Origin of the sequence: Pseudoalteromonas aliena, from assembly GCF_038155085.1 — a bacterium.
Classification (GTDB): Bacteria; Pseudomonadota; Gammaproteobacteria; order Enterobacterales; family Alteromonadaceae; genus Pseudoalteromonas; species Pseudoalteromonas aliena_A.
In genome coordinates this window covers 1-248 of sequence record NZ_JBAKAU010000078.1, presented here as the reverse complement: position 1 = coordinate 248, position 248 = coordinate 1, and the positions used below count along the sequence as shown (strand labels likewise).

1 protein-coding gene is annotated in these 248 nt (G+C 61.3%); it reads left to right on the top strand.

Annotation, left to right across the window (positions count from 1 at the left end; genetic code table 11):
* A partial coding sequence (locus V6260_RS18615; protein ID WP_341595574.1) for a hypothetical protein occupies positions 1–248 on the top strand: 248 nt, incomplete at both ends.

Here is a 248-nt window from a genome sequence, read left to right as displayed (position 1 = left end):
GCCAGACCAAGGTGGGCAAGAAGCTGAAACTCAAGGACTATACGGACGCCGCCGTGCAGGCCGCCATGACCGACGAGGAGATCATCAAGGTCACGACCGAGGGCGTCGTGGTCGACGGCAAGGAGAAGATGATGGGCTTCAAGGACGAGCTCTCCCCGACGAGATCAAGGACTTCGTCGCCTTCATCCGCGCGTTCAAGGCCTGACCCGTACTGGCCCATCGTTTCGAACCAGCCCGGGCGGAATTCG